Here is an 18,855-nt window from a genome sequence, read left to right on the forward strand (position 1 = left end):
TTCCAATTGTCAGAGGTCTTTTTCTTTTGGTATAATCTGATTTATAGAAGTGGAGGAATGTTAGTATGATAAAAGTAGCAATCGTTGGATATGGCAACCTTGGACGCGGGGTTGAACGTTCAATAAAACAAAATAAAGATATGGAATTAGTAGGTATCTTTACAAGAAGAGCTCCTGAAACCGTGAAAACAGAAGGCGCTAAAGCATATACAATGGATCACCTAAAACAGAAAAAGGGCGAAATCGATGTCTGCATTCTTTGTGGTGGTTCAGCGACAGATTTACCTGCTCAGACACCAGAATGGACACATTTATTTAATACAATTGATAGTTTTGATACACATGCTAAAATCCCTGAGCATTTTGCTAAAGTGGACCAAGTAGCCAAATCAAATCAAACTACATCGATTATCTCAACAGGCTGGGACCCTGGTTTGTTTAGTTTGAATCGTTTGTATGCCCAAAGTATTTTGCCAGTTGGACAGACGAATACATTTTGGGGTAAAGGAGTTAGTCAGGGGCATTCGGATGCATTAAGACGAATCGAAGGTATACTGGACGCCACGCAATATACGATTCCAAACAAAGAGGTCATTGAGAAACTTAAAGCTGGTGAGAATCTAGATTTGACTACTCGAGACAAACATTATAGAGAATGCTTTGTTGTACTCGAAGAGGGGGCAAATGCAGAAAAAATTCAGGAAGAAATTATTTCAATGCCTAATTATTTTGCTGACTATGATACAAAAGTACACTTTATTTCTAAAGCTGAATTGGATCAAAACCACAAAGCAATGCCGCACGGTGGAACTGTCTTGCATGCTGGAACAACACATGACAATACGAAGCAAGTTATTGAATATAATTTACAACTGGAAAGTAATCCAGAATTTACTGCAAGTGTGTTAGTGGCCTATGCTAGAGCTTGTGTTCGCTTAGCTAAGGAAAAACAATATGGGGCGTTTACAGTTTTAGATATTGCACCAAAATATTTATCTAATCGAACGGATGAAGAGTTAAGAAAAGAATTATTATAAAACTTAATAAATAGCGGGGGATGTCGAGACAAAAGCAGTTAGCACCGAGAAGTTGATATGATTGCAACGGAATGTCATCTGTTTTTTTCTCGCTATTCTAGTTGGACTTAGAGCGCGAAACAAAACTGTTTTTTAGTTTTGACACACGCTCTTATTTTTATCTTATTAAAGAAGATAAAAATAAAAAGACAAAAAAAGACCTGAAAATCAGGTCTTAATAAGACTTATGCTTGATCTTTTCTGGAGATAAGTGGAAAAAATTTTAGACAATAAATAGCACATAATCCAACGATCACATAAATGATCTTAGCAAAAATCGTTGTTGAACCGCCAGCTATCGTTGCGACTAAATCAAATTCAAACAGACCGACTAGTAGCCAGTTCAATCCACCGACAATCAGCAAAGCCAATGCAACTGAATCTAAAGCTTTCATAAATATTACCTCCTTTATTTGGAATAAAATTATAGTAAAACAATTTTTTTATAATTGCAAAAATTTCGAATTATTTTATTTGAAAAAAACGACATAATAGCAGGTTTAATTAAAAATAAGTTAATAATAATTATGAGATTCTACGGTTGTTCGGATTAAGAGAGGCCGAGACAGAAGCGTTTAGCTCCGAGAAATAAGAGGGAATTCACGAAAATTGCTTTTCAAATTTTTGTGAATTCCCTCTTATTTCCGAAGGAGCTGCTTTTTTCTCGCCGTTTATTCGGATTTAGAGAGCGTGATTCTTTCTACTAAAATTTTATAAACTCTTTCTAAATCTTCTTGTGTTCCTCGGAGTTCGTAGTCGGCTAAAAATGGAAAATCAAATTTCTCTGCGTATTGTTTCGCTGTCAAGCAGTATTGATTGTTAAAATTTTTATTTCCACTACCGATGACACCTAAACAAAAATGATAGTTGCAATGATAGTCCAAATATTCCCGCATCGTTTCTGTTAAAATTTCTGTATCCCCGTTATCTACACCATTTCCACCATCTAAGTATGTTGGAACAAAAGTAAAAAAAGGCATAGGTTCATCTTCAAAGACTGAATTTTCATGAATCTCTTTCACTTCAATTTGTGTATCATATTTATCAGAAGCGTAAGTCACCAAACGCTTAACAAACGAACGTGTATTACCAGATATTGAAATATATAAAATCCTCATTTTTACCCTCCTAAACATAAAAGTATAGTAGGCTCACACCGTTCCAACAGAAATATAGGAAATCAAGAGAGAGGTGCTTTTTTGCCTCGTACTTAAGGTATCTTTTTTCTGATGGACAAGCCTACGCAGCTAGATAAACATAAAAGCGTAGTGAACTAAGAAAGTTAAACACTCACTATTTCTAATCTATTTTTACATCTTAACTATAGTTGATTGAAAGCGAATTTCCAAGTCTTTTGTGAAAAAAATCATTTAGTCTTTATTGTTTGTCACTACTTCCTACATAACCTATAATATTTCTATACTAAAAGAAAAGAGGAGCAAAAAATGGTTTACAAAGTGGATTTTAAAAACGTTTCAACAGTTGGCTTTGAAACTTCTCCTGTCGCAGAAGCGTTAGCAGGCTTACGAGCTAATGAAGCTCGTTATTATTGGAATAAATACAAGCATGAATTTGTAACGGTACCTGCAAGTGAAGATCCTGACACTTTAGGCTGGATCGAAAAAGTCTTAACGGAACGTGCGATGACATTCCCTTACAAACCATTGGAAGTTTCAAGTTTTGAAGTAGATGGTATCAAGATGGCCTATGTTTTTTATGAAAATGGTCTAGCTGTTAATGTAATGTATACGCTTGAAGAAGGCGGAAAACGTGCTGTCGGCTTTAAGCTATCAGATGGCATGGATATTCCCGCAGAGTTTGAAGGCAAGTTTAAATTTGCTCGACAAAAATCAAAATTAGCGGGTACGATCAGAGGGTCATTCTTTGTCATTAAAGGCGAGTACTAATCGTGAGGGAAAGAGTCTAATGCTTTAATTATAGAAAAATAATTGATTTTAGAAGAATAATAAAAAAGTGATCTGGAGAATTTTGTTTAATCATCCTAATCACTTTTTTTGTAAAACTAACGATTATTATTTATAAAAATCTTTTCATAAAGCCAAGTATTCAATTTTAACTCAACTTTAGCATCACCAAGATTTGGGGCTTTGTCTACTAACGTTCTTCCTATTTCCAAACAATCTAAAGCAGCTTGGGTATCCTTTTGAACAAAATAATTATAAGCTGCTTCTATTCGTTTATTTCCCATTAAAGGCTGCTTTAAGCTCATTTTCACTTTTTTATCGGACCAGAGTTGAGAGAGTCTAGGATCATCTGGATTAGTGATGGCTAAGGAGAAAATAAGTTCTTTTTTTACTTCTATTTGATATACAGAAATCAAGTCATCTAGCCGTTTCCACAGCGATTCCACATGGTCATTTAAGCGTTGCCAATCGAATGCTTCTGCTGACCGTGCGATTTGTAAAAAATGTTGATACTCATTGAAGTAGGTTTGGGAAGACTCAGAGGGGACTATCTCGAAATAAGTATTCGGAAGTTCGAGATACGTCATCCCTTGATTCAGCAGATAGTTTACTTCAAATTGGATATATAGCAAGTACTGTTGCTCTTCGCTAGAAGAGGCTACTTTTAGACTCATGCCATCATTGAAACCAAAAGGATAAGCATTTGTGACAGCCATAAAGAGTCCTACAATGACAAAAGTTGCAGCAATCAACGAATGAGGGACAAATAAAATAATGGCGATGATGCTCGTTATTAAATTTGCTAAAACGCCTCCGAGCAAATATAGTCGAAAAGGAAATTTTCCTTTTTCATAAAGTGGGGGAGCCATCAAACATTGCCCCAAAGTTCCTGGAACTTTCAAACGACGAAAGACGATTGAACCATCATTTTGCCAAACCCACATAAAAGAAAAAATCCGATAACTCACCATTTTATATCCAGTTAATTTTCCAAAAATCCCGTGTCCTGCTTCGTGAATAATGATATGAAAGATAAAAGAAACAACCAACGCAAGGGAAAAAATCACCATATCAAAGCCCGAAAAAGCAGTTTTTTCAATTAGATAACCACCAAAATACCCGATCGTGGCCCCGAGTCCTGTCATTGCTAAAATAGTTCCAACTTGTTTCACTTTCTTTTTCATAGTTTACCTCCTTTTTATATCTATTTTACCTTAAAAAAAGGTTTAAAACGAAATGATTTTAAAACAAAGTGGGTTAAGACAAGAAGTCTCTATTTAGAGGATGTATTTTAAGAAGGAACGAAACAAAACAATAAAGTGCTTAATTTCTTTACTTTTGAATAGCCTCATGTTACGATTTTGTTGTTGTCATGATAATGATGACCATTAAAAATTAAATAGAACCCATCACAAAGGGGAGCCATGGCTGAGAATGAGTAATAACTCTAAACCCTTGAACCTGTTCGTTAGTACGAGCGTAGGAATTGTGATGGAGTAAATAAATACTTTTACTCCTCCTTTGTGAATTGGTCGTTCTAAAGGGAGGATTTTTTTATGCAAAGAACATCAGAGTTACGAGTTTGGATCGAAGGGACAATCGTGGCGGCAATTGCGATGGTTTTATCTTTTATTCCAACGAATGTCGGCAGTAGTTTTTCAATATCTTTGGGGATGATCCCAATCACGCTGTATGCGTTGCGAAGGGGGACAAAGGCTGGATTTTTTTCAGCTTTTATCTGGGGATTACTGCACTTTCCGTTAGCTCAAGTTTATTATTTAATGCCTGCCCAAGTAATTATTGAATATATTTTAGCTTTCGGTTTTGCAGGTTTTGCAGGTATGTATAGTAGTAAATTGAAGCAATCAATCCGAGAGAAAGAGTACATGAAAAGCGGTCGGATTATTATTTATGCTTCTTTTTTAGGTACGCTTATGCGTTATTTTTGGCACTTTATTGCAGGTGTTCTCTTTTGGGGAAGCTTTGCACTTTGGGGGATGAATCCTTGGTTGTTTTCATTCGTTATGAATGGACTAAGTGGTCTAGCAACAGCGATTGTGACCTCAGTGGTGTTACTGTTACTACTTAAAATCAATCCTACATTATTTCTTTCAGAAAATAGGGTGCAAATGAGTCAACATGATAAACAAATTTAATGACAGAAGTAGTTAAGTAGTCTGGGCTAAAACGTAACAAGTTTTAGCTCTTTTTTATTTTTGTAATAATTGAAACCGAAAATAAGATAAAAGGGACTTACTTTCTTTTTATTTATATCTGCACTAAATAATTCAAGCGTAGGTTAATTATTTGTTTGAAAAGAATAACTCAAGTAGAATAAAATTATAATAATTTGGCTAAGTAAGGAAGTTAGTAAATGACCTATATGCTGAGGGTAATGATTTACTCGATGCGTTAAAAAATGTGTAGGCTTTTCTGATTTTAGATAAGCACTTCAAAACTGGAAAAGTATCTAAACAGAAATTAAATACTAATTTGAGGAGTGTTTTTAATGTCTAAAAATCCCACTTTATTTGAGCCTATTCACTGGAAAAGAAATTTTTATTTGTTTCTAACAGGACAATTTTTATCAGGAATTACAAGTATGGTTGTACAATACGCGATTATTTGGTACCTTACAAAGACAACAGGTTCGGCAACGGTTTTGAGTTTAGCAATGTTATTGGGAATGCTGCCAATGGTTTTATTGAGTCCGTTTACGGGTCCTTTGATCGATCGTTGGAATAAAAAAATATTGTTAGTTGTGACCGATATCGTCGTAGCGATTTTTGCAATAATTTTATCGATCACTGGTACACTTTCACCTGAATTTCCATTGTGGTTAGTATTTGTTTCATTATTGATCCGTTCAATTGCACAAACGTTTCAAATGCCAACGATACAGTCAATTCTACCAACGATGGTGCCAGAAGAGGAATTGACTAAAGTCAATGGACAATTTAGTATGGTGCAATCAGCAAATTTCATTATCGCGCCTGCTTTGGGAGCGGTTCTTTATTCTATAGTCCCTATGAATTTCTTGATTTTATTAGACGTACTTGGGGCAGTTTTTGGCGTTGGATTACTTCTTTTAGTTACGATTCCACGCATCACTTCAGAAGGCGAACCGATTCACCTTTTAGCAGATACAAAATTTGGCTTTAAAAAATTGTTTGAAAATAAAGGACTTTGGTATATTACAATCGTTGGAGCAATCTTTATGCTGCTATTTATGCCTGCAGCGAGTTTATATCCGTTGATGACGATGAATTATTTTAATGGATCAGTGGGACAAGCAGGGCTTGTTGAAGTGGTTTATTCAGTTGGAATGCTGATCGGAGGTGCTGTGATTGGAATTTTTGGGAATTGGAAAAACCGTATGAATCTGATCTTTTTTGCTTATGCTGTGATTGGCGTGACGATTAGCTTAAGTGGTTTTTTGCCACCGACAAGTAAAGGGTTTATCTATTTTATTCTCTTAAATGCCATTGCAGGTTTTGCTACACCTTATTTTAACACCTTACTAATGGCAATGATCCAGCAAAGTTATGAACCGAACGTTTTAGGGCGGGTGTTGGGTGTATTAAATTCTTTGATGAGTATTACTGGTCCAGTAGGCTTACTATTTGCTGGCCCATTAGCGGATAAAATAGGTGTAGAAAAGATGTTTGTGATTGCTGGATTTGGTGCGATTATATGTGGAGTGATCAATTTTATGATACCAGTTGCTAGAAATTATGATAAAGAATTGCAGAAAAAAATATTGGAAGAAAAAGAGCGAGAAGAAGAAAATGAACAGGTAGAATCACCTGATATATAGAAATATGCTGAAGAAAGTAAGAATGGTTGAATAATTAGTGTATTGTTTTTTGTGTCTATCTAAATTAAAAAGTGCATGTTCACTCTGGGTGAATGCACTTTTCAATACATTTTATAAAATGAATAGAGCGAAAATGTAAACCTAATATAAGTGATTTAAATGATCCTAGCGACTACACTATTATTCTTTAACTGCTTTAAACAAAACTTGAAAGAAATAAGCTAATCCTACCGTAATGATGATATGACCCAACCCAGCGATTCCTGAGATAGCCGCAGATTCTGGATAATCTAACACTTGTAAAACACCGCGAACAATCATTAGCAGTAATGTGACCCCTAACCCAATATTATAAATAATATAGAATTTTTTATAATTTTTTTCTTTACTCAATTGAAAATTCTTCTCTAAAAGTAAAACAATCAAGAAAAAGAACATTCCTAAAATCAAGACATGTGTGTGTAAAACACTAAGTTGTGTTTCACCAGTAAAACCTGTCCATTTCGTAAATTCACGATAAAAAATACCAGCCAACAATCCGAATATCATATAAGACATGCTTACTCTAACTAACTTTTTCATTATCCACCTCTAATTTTATTTTTCAAACACCTTAACTATAGCAAAGTGAGTAGTTAATTTCTATGTATTTGCTTTTAAACTAAAGCGAAAAATACTATGCATTTTAGATACGCTTTTTTTTCATATCTTATATAATGAATGAAAGACAAAGACAAATTGGAGTGATACAGATGACAATCAAACGTACTTGGTGGAAAGAAGCAGTTGGTTATCAGATCTATCCAAGAAGTTTTATGGATACAAATGATGATGGTATTGGTGATTTAAATGGTATTCGCTCAAAGCTAGATTACCTCAAGGATTTAGGAATTGGCTTTATTTGGATCACACCGATTTATGAATCACCTAATGTTGATAATGGTTATGATATCAGCAACTACCAAGAGATCCTTAAGACATTTGGTACAATGGAAGAATTCGAGTTACTGTTGAAAGAAGCACATGAATTAGAGATCAAAGTTATTATGGATTTGGTCATCAACCATACATCGAATCAGCACCCATGGTTTATAGAATCAAGATCATCGCTTAAAGACGATTATAGAGACTATTATATTTGGTCAGACGGAAAGATCGATGGTCCGCCAAATGACTGGGTTTCGATTTTTGGTGGCTCTGCATGGGAATTTGATGACACGACAAATCAGTATTATCTCCATGTTTTTGCTAAAGAACAACCTGATTTGAATTGGGAAAATCCACGAGTGAAAAGAGACCTATTTTCAATGGTCGACTGGTGGCTTGATAAAGGGATCGATGGTTTTCGTGTTGATGCGATTTCACATATCAAAAAAGCTCCATTAGAAACATCTTCAACCAACGATCCATTTGAATCATTTAAAAATGTACCTGGGATTGAAACGCATTTAAAGGAATTGAGAGATGTTTTTAAAAAGCGTGATATACTAACGGTTGGAGAAGCCAATGGTGTTAGTGCTACGCAAGCGCATCAATGGGTGGGAGACAAAGAAGGCTATTTCAATATGTTATTTGAATTCGATCATATCTCACTTTGGAATAAAGAGGAACATGAAACTTTAGATGTTATTCATTTTAAACAGTCACTTACGGCTTGGCAAGAAGCGCTGGCAGATGGAGCAGGTTGGAATGCTTTGTATATGGAAAATCACGATATTCCTCGTTCGGTATCTAGTTTTGGTAGCGAAGAAACGGTATTTTGGCAAGCATCGGCAAAAGCGTTAGCACTGACTTTTCTGTTACTACAAGGCACACCATTCATTTACCAAGGACAAGAAATCGGTATGACAAATATGCCGTTTACTTCTATTGAAGAGATTGATGCAGTCGATACTAAAAATTTTTATTATGAAATGATTCATACAGGTGTTGATCCTTTAAAAGCGATGAATGTCATCCGCCGAACGGCCAGAGATAATTCGAGAACACCTATGCAATGGACGGCAGAAGAATATGCAGGATTTTCTAAACGAAAACCTTGGATAGTTCTTAATCCTAATAAGCAAAAAATCAATGTTTTAGATGAGTCAACAGATCCAAATTCTGTTTTGAATTTTTATAAAGAAGTTATTCAGTTAAGGAACAATAATGAAGCATTGATTTATGGTCGTTACAAACTGTACTTACCCGAGCATCCACAGCTGTTTGTCTACGGACGTCGTTTGGGTACAGAGCGGTTTGTGATTATTATCAACTTATCCAAAGACTTTGCATCGGCAGATCTTCCCGAAAATGTTCAGATCGAAGACTGGGAGCTCCAGCTATGCAATCTGACAGATCACACAATCCATCAACATACAATGTTTGCGCCTTATGAAGCACGAGTATACAAACATAAAGTTAGTGAGTAAAAAACTAAGTTGTTTTCTTTCATTGAAAAGAAAGCAACTTTTTTTAGAGATGAAACAAAAAAATGATTTAATTGGAATAAGAAAATAGAACACTGAGCACTAACAAGTTTTTTTTTTAGAAAATTTCCAATTTTTCATTGCTTTTTTTTTCTAGGTGGCGTAACTTTAAAGATATAAATTTTGAAAATGAGGGATACAGTATGAGAAATTTTGAAAAATCCAACAAACTTGATGGTGTAAGTTATGATGTACGTGGTCCGGTTTTAGAAGAAGCGGACAGAATGCATGAAGAAGGCATTCGCATTTTGAAACTTAATACTGGTAATCCCGCCCCCTTTGGTTTTGATGCGCCAAATGAAGTAGTTCGTGACATGATCATGAACGTTCGTAATTCAGAAGGCTATTCTGACTCGAAAGGAATCTTCTCAGCACGTAAAGCAATTGAGCAATATTGCCAAGTCAAGGGTTTTCCTAATGTGACGATCAATGATATTTATACAGGTAATGGTGTCAGTGAGCTGATCTCAATGTGTATGCAGGGGCTATTGAATAATGGCGATGAGGTTTTAGTACCAATGCCGGACTATCCACTATGGACAGCGTCAATTTCATTAGCTGGTGGAAATCCTGTTCATTATATTTGTGATGAACAAGCAGAGTGGTACCCAGATATTGATGATATTAAATCCAAAGTTACGGCCAATACGAAAGCAATCGTGATCATCAATCCTAATAATCCGACAGGAGCGTTGTATCCTAAGGAAATCCTTGAACAAATCGTTGAAATTGCGAGACAAAACGATTTGATCATTTTCTCAGATGAAATCTATGACCGTTTAGTGATGGATGGTTTAACGCATATTCCGATTGCGACATTAGCACCTGATTTGTTTGTAGTTACATTAAATGGACTGTCAAAATCACATAGAGTTGCTGGTTTCCGTTGCGGCTGGATGGTACTTAGTGGAAATAAAAAACATGTTAAAGGCTATATTGAAGGGCTAAATATGCTAGCTTCGATGCGTTTGTGTTCGAATGTATTATCTCAACAAATCATCCAAACAGCATTGGGTGGTTATCAAAGTGTGGATGACTTGTTATTGCCAGGAGGCAGGATTTATGAACAGCGGGAATACATTTATAATGCAATCAATGATATCCCAGGACTTTCTGCTGTAAAACCCAAAGCTGCTTTTTATATTTTCCCAAAAATCGATACCGCTCGTTTTAATATTTATGATGATGAAAAATTTGTTCTTGATTTTTTACATGAGCACCATATTCTACTTGTACATGGTGGTGGTTTCAACTGGACACAACCTGACCATTTTAGAATCGTGTACCTTCCAAAGATGGAAGATTTGAAATTTACGACTGAAAAAATGCGTGAATTTTTAAGTACCTATAAGCAAAAATAAGTGAATACATTTTGAAACTAAAAAGAGTGACTCAAAACTTTTCCAGTTTTGAGTCACTCTCATTTTAAGAATGCGTCCTACAAAGAGCTATTGAAATGTCAACGTTACTCTGCAGTTTGACAATCTTTTTTACTAATTACCATACGATTTGTATATTTTTCTTCCATATCCGGACTTGGATCCGAAACAACAACCAAATAAGCATTTTCATATTCTTTTTCGACATAGCCTTTATAACTGTTTTTTTCCCAACTAAAGCTAATTCGTTTCTCCTGTATCATGAGTAACACCCCTTATTTGCAAAGTAAAATTAGTTTAAATCGTCTTGGTTTAGTGATAGGTAATGTTCTTGCAGTATATTATGCTATAAAGTACAATAAATGCATAATGCGAATTCGCATATTTAGTTCTTTTTTAACAACAAAACGTTTTTATTGACAATAGCTAATTGAAATTGACATAGGAGTGAGAGCATGGATTCTTTTGGAGCAGTTATTAAAGAAATTCGTAAGAATAGAAAATTAACACAAAAAATGTTATCAGAAGACATTTGTTCACAAAGTGTATTGAGTAGGATAGAAAACAATGAAGAATTACCTAATGTAGTCGTGATGCAGCAGATTTGTCAACGTTTAGGCGTGACAATGGACCAAATTATGCAGTTCAAATCAGATGAAGTTCGGTTGATTACTCAAATCTTTGAAAAAATAGCAGATTATTTTCGTCATAAAGAATACGAAAAAATAATGACTTATATGGAAGATACTCAAATTGAAGAGCGGCTCCATCTTGATACAGATTGGCAACGGTATTATTATTATTTGGGTAGCTGTAAATTTTATCTTTGTAATGATTATGAACAAGCAATATTGGATCTAAAAAAGGGTCTTTCATTTACTTATCAAGCAAACAAAGTGAATTTATCCGATTTTGAAATCCAAGTGATCAGCTGTATTGGCAGCACGTATAGCAGTATTGGTAAAATTGCTGAAGCTGAAAAATACTTAAAGCTAAGCATTCATTACTTTCATAAATTACCAAATGAACGTGTGACAGCTGAATTAACAAAAATATTTTATAATTATTCCAAGTTTCTAGCAGACCATAACCGTTTTGAAGAAGCACAAATCTATATCGATCAAGGAATTGTTTGGTCTAGGCATAGAAATAGTTACTATTTTTTAAGTGAATTATTTCAATTGAAAACCCAATTGATGTTTGTCAAAGGGAATACAGAACAAGCAGAAGAATACCAACTTTTATCTGACCAAATCCGTCGTATTGAAACAATTAAAATCTAAGGAAAGTTAAGTAAATATTTTTTGAAAAGGTCTACACCATTCTTGACTTTAGCTGATTTTAAGAGTACGTTTAAAGTAGAAAATTAAAGAAAGAAGGATGAAGATGAGAACGTTTATCTTTGCTGAAAAGTTCTTTTTAAAAAGTGATGTAAAAGGACCAGGATATTTAGAAATCACAGATGGCTTATTCGGAGATTTTTATAAAGAAGTCCCTGAAAAGGATGCAAAAGTAATCAAAGAAGAAGGAAAGTGGATCGCACCAGGATTAGTTGATACTCATATTCATGGCTATATGAATCACGATGTCATGGATAGTGATTCAGAAGGCTTGAAAGTGATGTCAGAGGGGCTATTGTCTTGTGGTGTAACGTCATTTCTACCAACAACATTAACGTCAAGTAAAGAACGTTTGAAAGATGTTGCAAAAACAATTGGTGATGTCTATCAAGAAGTACCTGGAGCAAAAGTTCAAGGAATCTATTTTGAAGGCCCGTTTTTCACTGAAGAACACAAAGGCGCTCAAAATCCAAGTTATTTTGGCGATCCAGATTTAGCGACATTTAACGAATGGCAAGAAGCTTCTGGTGGTTTGATCAAAAAAATTGCATTAGCTCCAGAACGCAAAGGGGTTAAAGAATTTGTTAAAGCTGTAACTGATGAAGGTGTCGTTGTGGCATTGGGTCATAGTGATGCAACCTTAGAACAAGCAACAGATGCAGTGGAATCAGGTGCTAGTGTTTTTGTACATGCATATAACGGTATGCGCGGATTAAATCATCGTGAACCAGGAATGGTTGGGGCACTAATGTCATTAAACCATGTGTTTTCTGAATTAATTTGTGATGGACACCATGTTCACCCCAATGCAGCGGATATTTTAATGGAAAAAGCAGGACATGATCATGTTGCATTAATCACTGACTGTATGATGGCAGGTGGTATGCCAGACGGTAATTATAACTTAGGTGAATTTCCAGTTGTCGTAAAAGACGGTACAGCTCGTTTAGAGTCTGGGAATTTGGCTGGTAGTATTTTGAAATTAAAAGAAGCAATCAAAAACGTGGTGGACTGGGAAATTGCGACACCAGAGCAAGCTATTATGATGGCAACGCTAGTGCCAGCAGTTAGTTGTAAAATCGATGATAAATGCGGCATGATCACTCGAGGTCGTGATGCCGACTTTATCGTATTGAATCCAAATATGGAATTAGATGCAACGTATTTAGATGGTGTAGAGCGTTATCGAGCATAATAAAAACGAGATTTCAGCTGAACTGCTGAAATCTCGTTTTTTTATTATTCATTTTTAGGTAAGATTGAAGAACAAATCAAATTGTTTGTGTGTGCAATAAAAAAATCTGATAAAAATAGATCATAAGTTTCAATATCTGATTTATAAAGTGAAACTGGAATGACGAAAGATTGTTCCGTAGTACCTGCAATATAATCGCCATCGATTGTTTGTGCGACAACTAGAAATTCTTGTTCACTCCAATTTGAAAGATCATCTAAAGAAATCGTGTCATCAGAAGCGAGGTAGTGAACATTCTGCTCAAACTGCTCTTCTATGGTTTGACTGAAAATAATCGTACTTTCTTCATCTTGGTCATTTTCTAAAACCGCAGTTAAAAAACTTTTTGGGGTAGATTCTGTAAGTTGGTCTTTTATTTTCTGAAAATTCATTAGAATACCTCCTGATTTAAAAGCTGAACAATCTACTTTTCATTCAATATCGTAACATGAAAATCAATCTTTGTATTTTTATTTAGACCCTTAGCTTCCAAATCGATTTGTTTACATAATAATTCTGTTCCTTCATAAATAGGTGTCACACGGTAACGAATGGTTTCGCCATTGTCTAATGCCTGACGAATCTGGTTTTCATATTTTGTCATGAAAGGTGTATTTACAGGTGTTTGATAAAGAGTGGTGAGATTTCTTGCATCATCACCAGTACCACCAAGCTGACGACCGATCAGATGCCCTCTAGAATGAGACGTAGGTTCTAAACCAGAAACAAATCCGGGTGGACGAATATCTTTATTAGCTGATGTTCCTGTATTGACCATTGCGGGTTTTAATAAAGCATCGGCACCGGTTGCTCTTCCAAGTGAATCTAAAGCATGGTAATCGATCCATCCTTTTTTACTGTCTGTTAGTTCATCTGCTGAAAAAGTTGCAGGACCTAGTTCTTTTGGACCTGGATTGGTGGAACTTATAGGTTTTGTTGTGCTGGGTTTGGTTTGTTGTTGGGTGTGAATACCGAAGATTTCTTGAATATCATCAGGAACTTGAACTCCAAATACGCCCAAAACTAAAATAATTAAAACCGCTACAAGCATAACTGCAGGACTAAACGGCGGCTTTTGTTTTTTTCTTGCCATGTTTTTTCTCCTAACTAATTTCAGAGATCGAAAAGAACCCTATTTTTCTAAGTCACATTTTCTGGACTCATCGTTTATTTGGATTTAATCTCATCCTTCTATTATACGAAAAAAAATCAAAAAATCAAAAACCTTTTGAGCTGTAAGAGGACTTGTTAGCATTCTTATGATAAAATTCTTTTGAGAGGGGATTGAAAATTTATGGCTTATATTGACGTTATTAATGAATATAAAAGATACCATATGGGAGATACCACAATTGCTGCAAATGATGGGATTACTTTTTCAGTAGAAAAAGGCGAAGTTGCAGTTATTTTAGGCCCAAGTGGAGCGGGAAAATCAACTGTATTAAATATTTTAGGTGGGATGGATTCTTGTGATGAGGGGCAAATCGTAATTGATGGGACCGATATTGCAAAATTCAATGAAAAACAATTAACGACTTACCGTAGAAATGATGTCGGTTTTGTTTTTCAATTTTACAATTTAGTTCCGAACCTAACGACGAAAGAAAATGTTGAACTAGCTTCTCAAATCGTGACAGATGCATTAAATCCGGAAGAAGTGCTGAAGTCGGTCGGATTAGGTGGAAGATTGGATAATTTTCCTGCACAATTATCTGGAGGCGAACAGCAGCGTGTAACAATTGCTAGAGCAATTGCCAAACGACCTAAATTGTTATTATGTGATGAGCCTACAGGAGCATTAGATTATGAAACGGGCAAGCAAATCCTAACGATATTACAAGAAACGGCTCGAACGACAGGCACGACTGTGATTATTATCACACATAATTCTGCGATTGCACCAATGGCAGATCGTGTGATTCGTATCAATGATGCCAAAGTTCGTAGCATAACGATCAACGATGAACCAAAACCTGTAGCTGAGATAGAATGGTAGGTGACAGTCTTGAAAAAAACAGCCTTACTTAAAACAAGTTTTCGTGAAATCAAACAATCGAAAGCACGATTTATATCGATCATGGGCATTATCTTTCTAGGTGTTATGGTCTTTGTTGGTTTAAAAGCGACAGGACCAGATATGACTCAGACTGCATCAAATTATTATCAAAAGCAAAAACTACCTGATGCTAGAATTGTTTCTACGCTTGGTTTAACCAGTAAAGATATAGAAGAGCTAAAACAAGTAAAATCGGTTGAAAAAGCTTTTCCTAGATATACAAAAGATTTAGCTATTAGCGACCGAAATGTTGCGGTGAAATTTGTTAGCTACGATTTAAAAGAAAAACAACCTTTGATCGATTATCGGGTTGTCAAAGGTAGAATGCCCGAAAAAAGTGGAGAAATTGTGTTAGATGACCTTGCTCAAATGCGTGGACATTATAAACTCGGTGAGACACTGACACTTTCAAAAGAAGATAATAAGGACAAGGCGTTAAAAAAGGAGCAGTTTAAAATCGTCGGATTTGTCCAATCTCCTGAGTATATTGAAAATACTTCTCGAGGGAATACGACGATTGGCAAAGGTTCATTAGATTTTTTTGCAGTCGTTCCCAAAGAAGATATGGACCTTTCAAGTTTTACAGAAATTCTTGTGTCATTTAAAGGCCTAAACGACCTAGACAGTTATTCAGCAGAATATAAAAACAAACGTGAAACTGCGATGAATTCAGTTAAGCAGGCGATGAAAAAACGCCCCGAACAACGGGTCGAAGAAATTCGTGAAGAATCAAAAGCGTCATTTGAAAAAGCTCAAAAAGAGATTACTGATGGTGAAACTGCATTGAAAGATGCTGAAGCTAAACTCCAGTCAAGTGAGCAGGAACTAGCCTCCGGCAAGCAAGAATTAACGCGAGCACAAGAAGCTTATACACAGCAAATTGCAACTGCTGAAAATGAACTTGCGGCAAACCAAGCCGCGATTACAAACGGTGAAAATGAGCTAGTTCAGCAAAGAAATATACTTGAAGCGAAGAAAAATGAATTAGCACAAGCTTCAGCAGAAGTCATGCAAGGACAAAATAATTTATCTGCTTTACAGCAACAGCGTAATGAGTTAGCGGCAACCAGTGAATCATTGAAGCAATTAGCCAATGGTTATCAGAGCTTAGCGGCAACAGTAGCTATTTTAGATCGGGTGCCGGATGAGTTATTAGCAGAGAGTATTACGGATGCTGCACCACAATTGCAGGAAGCTGTTCAATCTTTAGGCGCACCTGTTGAGATTTCAGCAGCAATCAATCAACTAATTAGCCAACCGCAAAGGGAAAATATTGCAAGTGTTATGGCAACTATCAATGCGGCTTTAACGAGTTTGTCAAATCAACAAACCCAAGCGACACAAGGGTTGCAAAACTTGGATCAAACAATCGGTACGATCAATCAGTCGATTGCTCAATTTACAGAGGCCAAACAACAACTGGATGCAGCTGAAGCTCAAATTGCTCAGGCTGAAGCACAATTAGCCACAGGAAAAGAACAGTTAGCAGCAGGACAAGCACAATTGGAGCAGTCAAAAATTGATGGTCAAGCAAAATTGAATGAGGTTCAAACCCAACTTGATGAAGCTCAAGCAGCGTATAACCAAGGTTTAGAAGAGTTTCAAAAGAAAAAAACAGAAAGTTTGCCGAAACTTGAAGAGGCCAAACAACAATTAGAAAAAAAACAAAAAGAATTAGCCGATTTAAAGGCGGCCGATTATTATTATTTTACAAGAGATGATAATCCAGGTTATTCGGAATATGAAGACAATGCTAACCGTATTTCTTCATTATCAACAGTTTTTCCAATTTTCTTTTTCTTGATTGCTGCATTAGTTAGTTTAACAACAATGACGCGAATGGTGGAAGAAAAACGAATGGAAATCGGTAGTCTGAAAGCATTAGGTTATCGCAATGGCGAAATTGCCTTCAAATTTTTAGTATATGCAACGATTGCCAGTGTGTGTGGAGCTGTTTTAGGATTGTTTGTAGGGTATTATTTATTCCCTACCATTATTTTTGATGCCTATGGACAGTTATATAACATTCCAGATTTTGTTACACCGTGGTATTTGAATTATAGCTTGATTGGAATTTTAGTTGCTGTTTTATGTACGGCTGGCGCCGCAATGGTTGTTTTACGGATCGATTTATTTAGTACACCAGCTAGTCTATTACGTCCCAAAGCACCTAAAGCTGGTCAAAGAATTTGGTTGGAGCGTATAAAACCGATTTGGAATCGATTAAGTTTTATTCAAAAAGTAACAGCACGAAATTTATTCCGTTACAAACAGAGAATGTTGATGACGGTTTTAGGTATTGCTGGATGTATGGCATTGATCATTACCGGCTTTGGGTTGAAAGATTCTATTTCAGATATTGTAGAAGTTCAATTCAATAAAATCTGGCATTATCAAGCAATCGTGACGTTTAAAGAAGAGGCTTCTGAAAAAGATACACAGAACTATCAATCGGTGTTAGACAACGTTGACGGCTTGAAAGAGACGATGCCGTTATATATTGAATCTTTAAAAACAACGAAAGAATCTAACGCTAAACAAGATGTTTCTATCTATGTTCCTGAAAAACCTAAAGAGATCGATCACTTTATTTTATTCAATGATCGACAATCTGGTAAAAAATATCAGTTGACGGATGATGGTGTGATCATTAATGAAAAACTAGCAAATCTATTCAACTATAAAACCGGCGATACACTTGTTTTGAAAAATAGTGATAACCAAGAATATAAATTTAAAATCACAGCAATTGCGGAAAATTATACCGGTCACTTTGCGTATATGTCACCTGCCTATTATGAAAAGATAATCAAGAAAAAACCAAACTATAACACGGAGTTTTTACTCTTTGATAAAGTACCAACTGAAAAATCCGAGGCTTCTATAGGTAAAGAATTGATGGGGAATCCTAATGTGTTAAATGTTTCATTCCTTTCAATTTCAAGTGATGCTTTAGATGATACGATCCATAGTTTGAATATTGTTGTTTGGGTCTTGATCACAGTTTCTGGCTTATTGGCGTTCATTGTCTTGTATAACTTGACGAATATCAATATTTCAGAACGAATCAGAGAACTTTCAACAATCAAAGTGTTAGGCTTTTATGATAAAGAAGTGACAATGTATGTTTATCGGGAAAATATTATTTTAACATTAATCGGCATTTTCTTCGGTTGCTTCTTTGGAAAACTTGTTCATGGTTACGTATTGACCACAGTGGAAGTTGATATGTTGATGTTTTCTCCGACCATTCATTGGTTTAGCTATCTATATTCAGGTTTGATCACCTTGTTCTTTACGTTATTGGTCATGGTGTTCATGCACAGAAAATTGAAAAAGGTTGATATGATCGAGGCATTAAAGTCTAACGAATAAAACAGATTTAATAAATGGAACGAATAGTCTTTTAACTAAGATGTCTTCGTTTCATTTATTTTTGTGAAAGCAAATACATCCCTTGTATGATTTTACAAAATTAGCTGTCATTTTGTACAAAGTATTGGTAAAATATAAGTATCTTCATAAGAACGTCGGGAGAGAATGGAAGAGGTTGTTTAAAT

17 protein-coding genes and 1 riboswitch are annotated in these 18,855 nt (G+C 35.5%); of the genes, 10 read left to right on the plus strand and 7 right to left on the minus strand.

What is annotated here, in order from left to right:
• Positions 1-65 precede the first annotated feature (65 nt).
• A complete protein-coding gene (locus tag I583_RS04605) occupies positions 66-1,037 on the plus strand; it encodes a diaminopimelate dehydrogenase (protein ID WP_010763406.1) in 972 nt (323 codons plus the stop codon).
• Between the two features lie 224 nt (positions 1,038-1,261).
• Here I583_RS04605 and I583_RS04610 read toward each other — a convergent pair whose 3' ends face one another.
• Positions 1,262-1,471 (minus strand): DUF378 domain-containing protein, encoded by a 210-nt coding sequence (locus tag I583_RS04610; RefSeq protein WP_010763407.1) that lies wholly within the window; start codon positions 1,469-1,471, stop codon positions 1,262-1,264.
• A gap of 276 nt (positions 1,472-1,747) precedes the next feature.
• Positions 1,748-2,194: a class Ib ribonucleoside-diphosphate reductase assembly flavoprotein NrdI gene (gene nrdI / locus I583_RS04615; protein WP_010763408.1), complete on the minus strand. Its 447-nt coding sequence runs from the start codon at positions 2,192-2,194 to the stop codon at positions 1,748-1,750.
• A gap of 327 nt (positions 2,195-2,521) precedes the next feature.
• On the opposite strand from nrdI, the gene I583_RS04620 reads away from it, so the two are divergent.
• A complete protein-coding gene (locus I583_RS04620) occupies positions 2,522-2,983 on the plus strand; it encodes a hypothetical protein (RefSeq protein ID WP_010763409.1) in 462 nt (153 codons plus the stop codon).
• Positions 2,984-3,099: 116 nt separating this feature from the next.
• On the opposite strand, the gene I583_RS04625 is transcribed toward I583_RS04620, so the two are convergent.
• Positions 3,100-4,185 carry a zinc metalloprotease gene (locus I583_RS04625; protein ID WP_010763410.1) on the minus strand — a complete coding sequence of 362 codons (1,086 nt, stop codon included), beginning with the start codon at positions 4,183-4,185 and terminating at the stop codon, positions 3,100-3,102.
• Positions 4,186-4,406: 221 nt separating this feature from the next.
• Positions 4,407-4,504: riboswitch (TPP riboswitch) on the plus strand.
• Between the two features lie 53 nt (positions 4,505-4,557).
• Here I583_RS04625 and thiT point away from each other — a divergent pair.
• Both thiT and I583_RS04635 read left to right on the plus strand, forming a co-directional pair.
• Positions 4,558-5,157: an energy-coupled thiamine transporter ThiT gene (thiT, locus tag I583_RS04630; protein WP_010763411.1), complete on the plus strand. Its 600-nt coding sequence runs from the start codon at positions 4,558-4,560 to the stop codon at positions 5,155-5,157.
• A gap of 353 nt (positions 5,158-5,510) precedes the next feature.
• Complete coding sequence (locus I583_RS04635; RefSeq protein WP_010763412.1) at positions 5,511-6,818, plus strand: MFS transporter; 1,308 nt, start codon at positions 5,511-5,513, stop codon at positions 6,816-6,818.
• 180 nt (positions 6,819-6,998) lie between these two features.
• Here the strand turns inward: I583_RS04635 and I583_RS04640 are convergent, their stop codons facing one another.
• Entirely contained in the window at positions 6,999-7,400 is a 402-nt protein-coding gene (locus I583_RS04640; RefSeq protein ID WP_010763413.1) for a DUF2871 domain-containing protein, read from the minus strand.
• Positions 7,401-7,570: 170 nt separating this feature from the next.
• Between I583_RS04640 and I583_RS04645 the strand changes: the two genes are divergently transcribed.
• Together I583_RS04645 and I583_RS04650 are read left to right on the plus strand one after the other, a co-directional pair.
• A complete protein-coding gene (locus I583_RS04645) occupies positions 7,571-9,229 on the plus strand; it encodes a glycoside hydrolase family 13 protein (protein WP_010763414.1) in 1,659 nt (552 codons plus the stop codon).
• A gap of 200 nt (positions 9,230-9,429) precedes the next feature.
• Entirely contained in the window at positions 9,430-10,647 is a 1,218-nt protein-coding gene (locus tag I583_RS04650; RefSeq protein ID WP_010763415.1) for a pyridoxal phosphate-dependent aminotransferase, read from the plus strand.
• A 104-nt stretch (positions 10,648-10,751) separates the two neighbouring features.
• Here the strand turns inward: I583_RS04650 and I583_RS16855 are convergent, their stop codons facing one another.
• Positions 10,752-10,928: a hypothetical protein gene (locus I583_RS16855; RefSeq protein WP_010763416.1), complete on the minus strand. Its 177-nt coding sequence runs from the start codon at positions 10,926-10,928 to the stop codon at positions 10,752-10,754.
• A 192-nt stretch (positions 10,929-11,120) separates the two neighbouring features.
• Between I583_RS16855 and I583_RS04655 the strand changes: the two genes are divergently transcribed.
• Together I583_RS04655 and nagA are read left to right on the plus strand one after the other, a co-directional pair.
• Positions 11,121-11,948, plus strand: coding sequence for a helix-turn-helix domain-containing protein (locus tag I583_RS04655; RefSeq protein ID WP_010763417.1), 828 nt, complete (start codon positions 11,121-11,123; stop codon positions 11,946-11,948).
• 103 nt (positions 11,949-12,051) lie between these two features.
• Positions 12,052-13,200, plus strand: coding sequence for an N-acetylglucosamine-6-phosphate deacetylase (gene nagA, locus I583_RS04660; protein ID WP_010763418.1), 1,149 nt, complete (start codon positions 12,052-12,054; stop codon positions 13,198-13,200).
• Positions 13,201-13,244: 44 nt separating this feature from the next.
• Here nagA and I583_RS04665 read toward each other — a convergent pair whose 3' ends face one another.
• Positions 13,245-13,631, minus strand: coding sequence for a hypothetical protein (locus I583_RS04665; protein ID WP_010763419.1), 387 nt, complete (start codon positions 13,629-13,631; stop codon positions 13,245-13,247).
• Positions 13,632-13,663: 32 nt separating this feature from the next.
• Positions 13,664-14,332: a DNA/RNA non-specific endonuclease gene (locus I583_RS04670; RefSeq protein ID WP_010763420.1), complete on the minus strand. Its 669-nt coding sequence runs from the start codon at positions 14,330-14,332 to the stop codon at positions 13,664-13,666.
• 201 nt (positions 14,333-14,533) lie between these two features.
• Between I583_RS04670 and I583_RS04675 the strand changes: the two genes are divergently transcribed.
• Positions 14,534-15,235, plus strand: coding sequence for an ABC transporter ATP-binding protein (locus I583_RS04675; RefSeq protein ID WP_010763421.1), 702 nt, complete (start codon positions 14,534-14,536; stop codon positions 15,233-15,235).
• Positions 15,236-18,670: an ABC transporter permease gene (locus I583_RS04680; RefSeq protein WP_010763422.1), complete on the plus strand. Its 3,435-nt coding sequence runs from the start codon at positions 15,236-15,238 to the stop codon at positions 18,668-18,670.
• Positions 18,671-18,855: the final 185 nt, after the last annotated feature.

Source organism: Enterococcus haemoperoxidus ATCC BAA-382 (assembly GCF_000407165.1).
Taxonomy (GTDB): domain Bacteria; phylum Bacillota; class Bacilli; order Lactobacillales; family Enterococcaceae; genus Enterococcus_L; species Enterococcus_L haemoperoxidus.

Bases quoted from the DNA above. Each gene is read 5' to 3' on its own strand.
- I583_RS04650 (WP_010763415.1), top strand. From the start codon at position 9,430: ATGAGAAATTTTGAAAAATCCAACAAACTTGATGGTGTAAGTTATGAT.
- I583_RS04635 (WP_010763412.1), top strand. From the start codon at position 5,511: ATGTCTAAAAATCCCACTTTATTTGAGCCTATTCACTGGAAAAGAAAT.
- thiT (WP_010763411.1), top strand. From the start codon at position 4,558: ATGCAAAGAACATCAGAGTTACGAGTTTGGATCGAAGGGACAATCGTG.
- I583_RS04605 (WP_010763406.1), top strand. From the start codon at position 66: ATGATAAAAGTAGCAATCGTTGGATATGGCAACCTTGGACGCGGGGTT.
- I583_RS04670 (WP_010763420.1), bottom strand. From the start codon at position 14,332: ATGGCAAGAAAAAAACAAAAGCCGCCGTTTAGTCCTGCAGTTATGCTT.
- I583_RS04610 (WP_010763407.1), bottom strand. From the start codon at position 1,471: ATGAAAGCTTTAGATTCAGTTGCATTGGCTTTGCTGATTGTCGGTGGA.
- I583_RS04675 (WP_010763421.1), top strand. From the start codon at position 14,534: ATGGCTTATATTGACGTTATTAATGAATATAAAAGATACCATATGGGA.
- I583_RS04665 (WP_010763419.1), bottom strand. From the start codon at position 13,631: ATGAATTTTCAGAAAATAAAAGACCAACTTACAGAATCTACCCCAAAA.
- I583_RS04645 (WP_010763414.1), top strand. From the start codon at position 7,571: ATGACAATCAAACGTACTTGGTGGAAAGAAGCAGTTGGTTATCAGATC.
- I583_RS16855 (WP_010763416.1), bottom strand. From the start codon at position 10,928: ATGATACAGGAGAAACGAATTAGCTTTAGTTGGGAAAAAAACAGTTAT.
- nagA (WP_010763418.1), top strand. From the start codon at position 12,052: ATGAGAACGTTTATCTTTGCTGAAAAGTTCTTTTTAAAAAGTGATGTA.
- I583_RS04655 (WP_010763417.1), top strand. From the start codon at position 11,121: ATGGATTCTTTTGGAGCAGTTATTAAAGAAATTCGTAAGAATAGAAAA.
- I583_RS04620 (WP_010763409.1), top strand. From the start codon at position 2,522: ATGGTTTACAAAGTGGATTTTAAAAACGTTTCAACAGTTGGCTTTGAA.
- I583_RS04625 (WP_010763410.1), bottom strand. From the start codon at position 4,185: ATGAAAAAGAAAGTGAAACAAGTTGGAACTATTTTAGCAATGACAGGA.
- nrdI (WP_010763408.1), bottom strand. From the start codon at position 2,194: ATGAGGATTTTATATATTTCAATATCTGGTAATACACGTTCGTTTGTT.
- I583_RS04640 (WP_010763413.1), bottom strand. From the start codon at position 7,400: ATGAAAAAGTTAGTTAGAGTAAGCATGTCTTATATGATATTCGGATTG.